The organism is Xanthomarina gelatinilytica, from assembly GCF_000348685.1.
Classification (GTDB): domain Bacteria; phylum Bacteroidota; class Bacteroidia; order Flavobacteriales; family Flavobacteriaceae; genus Xanthomarina; species Xanthomarina gelatinilytica.
The window spans coordinates 1-4,636 of the sequence record NZ_ANLA01000032.1 but is presented as its reverse complement, the minus strand read 5'-3'; the positions used below and the strand labels follow the sequence as shown (position 1 = coordinate 4,636).

Annotated in this window: 6 protein-coding genes and 1 tRNA gene; 2 read left to right on the top strand and 5 right to left on the bottom strand. The window is 34.5% G+C overall.

Features of this window, described 5'->3' with window-relative positions; all coding sequences use genetic code 11:
- Nucleotides 1-28 precede the first annotated feature (28 nt).
- From D778_RS13835 to idi, 5 genes are all read right to left on the bottom strand, one after another.
- Nucleotides 29-102 (bottom strand) — tRNA-Thr (locus D778_RS13835).
- Between the two features lie 57 nt (nt 103-159).
- A complete protein-coding gene (locus tag D778_RS13830) occupies nt 160-429 on the bottom strand; it encodes a hypothetical protein (RefSeq protein ID WP_040492693.1) in 270 nt (89 codons plus the stop codon).
- Between the two features lie 26 nt (nt 430-455).
- The gene (locus D778_RS13825; RefSeq protein ID WP_007651823.1) at nt 456-1,427 is read right to left on the bottom strand and encodes a type I phosphomannose isomerase catalytic subunit; all 972 of its coding nucleotides are present in this window, start codon (nt 1,425-1,427) and stop codon (nt 456-458) included.
- 52 nt (nt 1,428-1,479) lie between these two features.
- Entirely contained in the window at nt 1,480-1,890 is a 411-nt protein-coding gene (locus D778_RS13820) for a 6-pyruvoyl trahydropterin synthase family protein (RefSeq protein WP_007651822.1), read from the bottom strand.
- Nucleotides 1,887-2,414, bottom strand: a complete 528-nt coding sequence (idi, locus tag D778_RS13815) for an isopentenyl-diphosphate Delta-isomerase (protein WP_007651820.1) — start codon at nt 2,412-2,414, stop codon at nt 1,887-1,889. The genes D778_RS13820 and idi overlap by 4 nt, the downstream gene beginning before the upstream one ends.
- 126 nt (nt 2,415-2,540) lie before the next feature.
- On the opposite strand from idi, the gene D778_RS13810 reads away from it, so the two are divergent.
- Together D778_RS13810 and D778_RS13805 are read left to right on the top strand one after the other, a co-directional pair.
- Nucleotides 2,541-4,130, top strand: coding sequence for a peptide chain release factor 3 (locus tag D778_RS13810; protein ID WP_007651818.1), 1,590 nt, complete (start codon nt 2,541-2,543; stop codon nt 4,128-4,130).
- Between the two features lie 143 nt (nt 4,131-4,273).
- Entirely contained in the window at nt 4,274-4,507 is a 234-nt protein-coding gene (locus tag D778_RS13805; RefSeq protein WP_007651816.1) for a (4Fe-4S)-binding protein, read from the top strand.
- The last annotated feature ends 129 nt before the right edge of the window (nt 4,508-4,636 follow it).

The window sequence follows — 4,636 nt, the reverse complement described above, 5'->3', positions numbered from 1 at the left end:
GTTCAGCATTCCTACTGAACTTCTTTAGAGCCGATGGAGGGACTCGAACCCACGACCTGCTGATTACAAATCAGCTGCTCTAGCCAGCTGAGCTACATCGGCAAAACAGGATGCAAATATAATCTTGAAAATAATATATGCAAATATTTTTTTCTGTTTTTATCCTAGTTTATTGATTTTTTCAATCAAAGCTCTGCCTTTGTCTTCCAACTCCTTGTTAATGGCCTTGAAATGAGCTTTTTTGTCTTCCACACTTCTGTCATTTACTTTTGCAATTAACTCATCGAAGGTAGCAATAGCTTCGTCTATGATTGCTTCACTTTTTTTAGTGTCCTTATCTGTATTTGAGTATTCCCAAACATATACTGCTTCAATAATGTCTCCTAACACATAATTGATGTCTTTTTTTAAATCTCTTTTATTTGCCATTTTTTTAAATTTATTTAGTTGCAAAATTAAACATAAACTTCTAATAGTGTTGCATTTTTAGAAGTAATTTCAAAGGTTTTTATCATTGCAGGAACCAAAATGGTTTCACCTGTTTTAAAGAACTCCTGGAAATTTGGACCAGTTATGGTGGCTTCTCCATTTACACACATATAAATCATGAAAGAGTCGTATATATTTTCAATTTTTAATGGTTTTGTAATTTTTAAATAATTAGTGGTAAAGTATGGGCAACTAACCATATTATTGGATTGGTTCTCTGCTTTACTGTAAGCTACCCTAAAATTATCTGGCATGTTAAAGTTAAAGGCGTCAATGGCTAGATCGTTATGCAATTCCCGAGACTGTCCTTTATCGTCCAAACGATCCCAGTCATACACACGATAGGTTATATCACTGGTTTGCTGGATTTCTGCCAACAATACGCCGGCTCCTATGGCATGGATTCTTCCCACATCTATAAAATAAGTATCGCCAGTATTTACTTCATCAAAATTTAAAATGCTGGGCAGCGTTTTTTCATTAAGATGTTTCAAATAGGTTTCTGAAGTCATTTCTTGATTAAAACCTACAATTAAATTAGAACCTGGATCGGCTTGCATGACATACCACATTTCAGTTTTTCCAAAAGAATTATGACGTTTGGCTGCTAATTCGTCATTAGGATGCAATTGAATGGATAAATCTTCTTTGGCATCTATAAACTTAATTAGCAAAGGAAATGTGTTTCCAAACTGCTTATAATTTTTTTCCCCTATTAAATCTGCTTTATAAGTGCTTAATAAATGTTTTAAGGATTGGTTTTCCAAACTCCCATTGGCTACCAAAGATGTATCTCCTTCAACATCGCTTATTTCCCAACTTTCGCCAATGTTCGGCAAATGGCAGTCTTTATTAAGTAAGGTTTTAAGTTTGTCCCCTCCCCAAAGTTTATCTTTTAAGATGGGATGAAATTTTATAGGATACAAGTTGGCTTTCATAGTGTGTTAAACAAAAAATGTATGTTCAGGAATATAATAACTTATAGAATGTTTATGCTCCAGAATAACTTACAAAATTACGAGGCGTTTCAAAAAGGGTTACTTCTAGTTTTAGTTTTGGTTCCAGTTTGGGTTTTAATTTGTTGTAAATAACAACCACAATGTTTTCAGCAGTTGGATTCAGGTCTTTAAAATCTTCAACGTCTTCGTTTAAATTTTTATGATCGAAAGCGTCTTCCACCTCTTCCCTAATAAGTTCTTTTAAAACTTTCATATCAATAACATAGCCTGTTTCTTTGTCAATTTCGCCTGTTACGCTTACTATCAGTTCGTAATTGTGGCCATGATAATTGGGGTTGTTGCACTTACCAAATACAGCATTGTTTTTGTCGTTGCTCCAATCTTTTCTATACAACCTATGGGCTGCATTAAAATGAGCTTTTCTACTTACGGTTACTTTCATTTTTCAGTAATATTTATGTGTTCGTAGAATTTTTCGAATATAATTTTAAACCATTCAGTATATATTTCAGGTTTCAGGCTCATATCAGATTTTACAGCCTCCACAGACATCCATTTCCAATCCAAAACTTCCTCTGGATTGATGTTAGGTGCTTTTTGGTACTTTCCTATTAAAATATGATCGTATTCGTGCTCTGTCAAGCCATTGTCAAAAGGGGCTTTGTAAATAAACGAAATGGATTCTTCCAGTTCTGTAACAAAACCCATTTCTTCCTGCAAACGACGCTTTCCAGCTTCTACGTTACTTTCACCAGCGCGTTGGTGGCTACAACAGGTATTGGTCCAGAGTTTAGGGGAATGGTATTTATGTGCCGCACGTTGCTGTAGCATCAATTCGTTTTTATCGTTAAAAACAAATACTGAAAATGCACGATGCAACAAGGCTTTTTCGTGTGCCTCCATTTTTGGCATCAAACCTATTTGTTCATCGTTTTCGTTTACTAAAATTACCTGTTCTTCAATCATCGTGTAAAAATACCAATCAAAACAATAAAAATACGTGAAACTTTTCATAAAATAAAAAAGCTGTGAAAACATTCATTTAATTTGTGTTGAATAATCCTATCTTTGCAACCCATTTGCAACAATATTATGAGTTTTATAAAGGAAATTAACAGACGACGTACTTTTGGTATTATTTCGCATCCTGATGCAGGAAAAACCACTCTTACCGAAAAATTACTACTTTTTGGTGGTGCAATCCAGGAAGCTGGAGCCGTAAAAAGCAACAAAATAAAAAAAGGTGCAACCAGCGATTTTATGGAGATTGAACGGCAACGTGGAATATCTGTGGCTACATCTGTACTTGCCTTTGAATATAACGATGTAAAAATCAATATCCTGGATACGCCTGGACATAAGGATTTTGCTGAAGATACGTTTAGAACGCTAACTGCAGTGGATAGCGTAATTGTAGTTATTGACGTTGCAAAAGGGGTTGAGGAACAAACTGAAAAATTGGTTGAAGTCTGTAGAATGAGAAACATCCCAATGATAGTTTTTATCAATAAAATGGATCGTGAAGGAAAAGACGCCTTCGATCTTTTGGATGAAATTGAGCAAAAACTTGGATTGCATGTGGTTCCTTTAAGTTTTCCTATTGGGATGGGTTACGATTTTAAAGGTATTTATAATTTGTGGGAAGGCAACATCAATCTCTTTAGTGGTGACAGCAGAAAAAACATTGAAGAAACCATTGAGATTTCCGATTTGCAGTCTCCAGAATTAAACAAACTAGTTGGCGACAAGGCTGCCAATACACTTCGTGAAGAAATAGAATTGGTAGAAGGTATATATCCTAAATTTAATAAAGAAGAGTATCTTAATGGCCAATTGCAGCCAGTCTTTTTTGGTTCAGCTTTAAACAACTTTGGGGTTCGGGAACTTTTAGATTGTTTCGTAGAAATTGCTCCAAGACCAAGACCAAAACAAAGCGAAGAGCGACTGGTAAAACCAGAAGAAGAAAAATTTTCAGGGTTTGTATTTAAAATTCATGCCAATATGGATCCCAACCACAGAGACCGTTTGGCATTTATAAAAATTGTTTCAGGAAAATTTAAAAGGAATACACCATACTTACATGTAAGGCATGGTAAAAACCTGAAGTTTTCTAGTCCGAATGCTTTTTTTGCAGAGAAAAAGGAAATTGTTGATGTCTCCTATCCTGGAGATATTGTTGGATTGCACGACACAGGAAATTTCAAGATTGGCGACACCCTAACTGAAGGCGAAGTGATTAATTACAAAGGGGTTCCAAGTTTTTCTCCTGAACATTTTAGGTATATTAACAATGCAGATCCTTTAAAATCGAAACAATTATACAAAGGTATAGACCAGTTAATGGATGAAGGTGTTGCCCAATTATTCACTTTGGAATTAAATGGAAGGAAAGTTATTGGAACCGTTGGAGCGCTTCAATACGAAGTGATCCAATACCGTCTGGAACATGAATATGGTGCCAAATGTACCTATGAAAATTTAAATGTGCACAAAGCTTGTTGGGTAGAGGCCAAAGATCCCAAAAGCGAAGAATACAAGGAGTTTTTGAGAGTCAAACAACGTTTTTTAGCAAAAGACAAGCAAAATCAACTGGTTTTTTTGGCCGACTCGCCCTTTTCTTTACAAATGACACAACAGAAATATCCAAACATAAAGTTTCATTTTACTTCAGAATTTAATTAAAAAAAGAGCTGCATTTCATCGAATAAATTATTTTTAAGTTGTTTTTAATCGAATTTTTCATACATTTAATCGTATAAATGTGTTTTAAAATTTATAGTTATTTACATTTAATTTAGTATCATAACCCCAAAAATGATCTACTTATGGAAACAAATAACCCAAATGTTTTCAGTAATAAAGATATTACTGTAACCTACAATCCTCGTGTTTGCATCCATGCAGAACGTTGTGCCAGAGAACTTTCAAACGTATTTAGAGATTCTGTAATCCCTTGGATAGACCTGGATGGTGCTTCTACTAAAAAAATTATCAATCAAATTAAAAAATGCCCTTCAGGAGCATTGGATTATTGTTTAAACAAAAAAGAAGCCTGTTAGACGATAATTAAAAACAGATTAAATTTAAACACCAAAACACCCCAAAGAATTAAATTCCTTGGGGTGTTTTGGTTCTTGTATAATCAGTCTTATTTTAAGCCTCTCCTGTTGGTCCAAAATTTAATGGAA